Below are 232 nucleotides of genomic sequence, written 5' to 3'. Positions count from 1 at the left end.
CGAGCACATCTGGGACATGGGTGCGCGCCCCGCGATCCCGCCTCAGCGCCATGAGACCCCCGTCGCCTGCCCGGACTGGATCTACAACAACCGCAATCAGGTCGAGCGCCTCTGGGCGAGGCTTAAGGAATGGCGTGCCATCGCAACCCGCTACGAGAAAACCGCCACCAGCTTCATGGGCGTTCTGTCCCTCGCCGCAGCCCTCGACTGGCTCAAGCGATGACACGCCCTA

General features: G+C 65.1%; 1 protein-coding gene. It reads left to right on the top strand.

The genetic code is table 11. The annotated features are described in order from the left end of the window. Positions 1–223: transposase (locus OXS27_RS32540; RefSeq protein ID WP_267361771.1), on the top strand; the 223-nt coding region annotated here is incomplete at its 5' end. Between the last annotated feature and the right edge of the window lie 9 nt (positions 224–232).

Origin of the sequence: Methylobacterium sp. GC_Met_3 (assembly GCF_026540775.1) — a bacterium.
In the GTDB taxonomy this organism is placed as follows: Bacteria; Pseudomonadota; Alphaproteobacteria; order Rhizobiales; family Beijerinckiaceae; genus Methylobacterium.
Note: the sequence above shows the minus strand (reverse complement) of the source record. Positions and strands in the feature narration are given on the sequence as shown.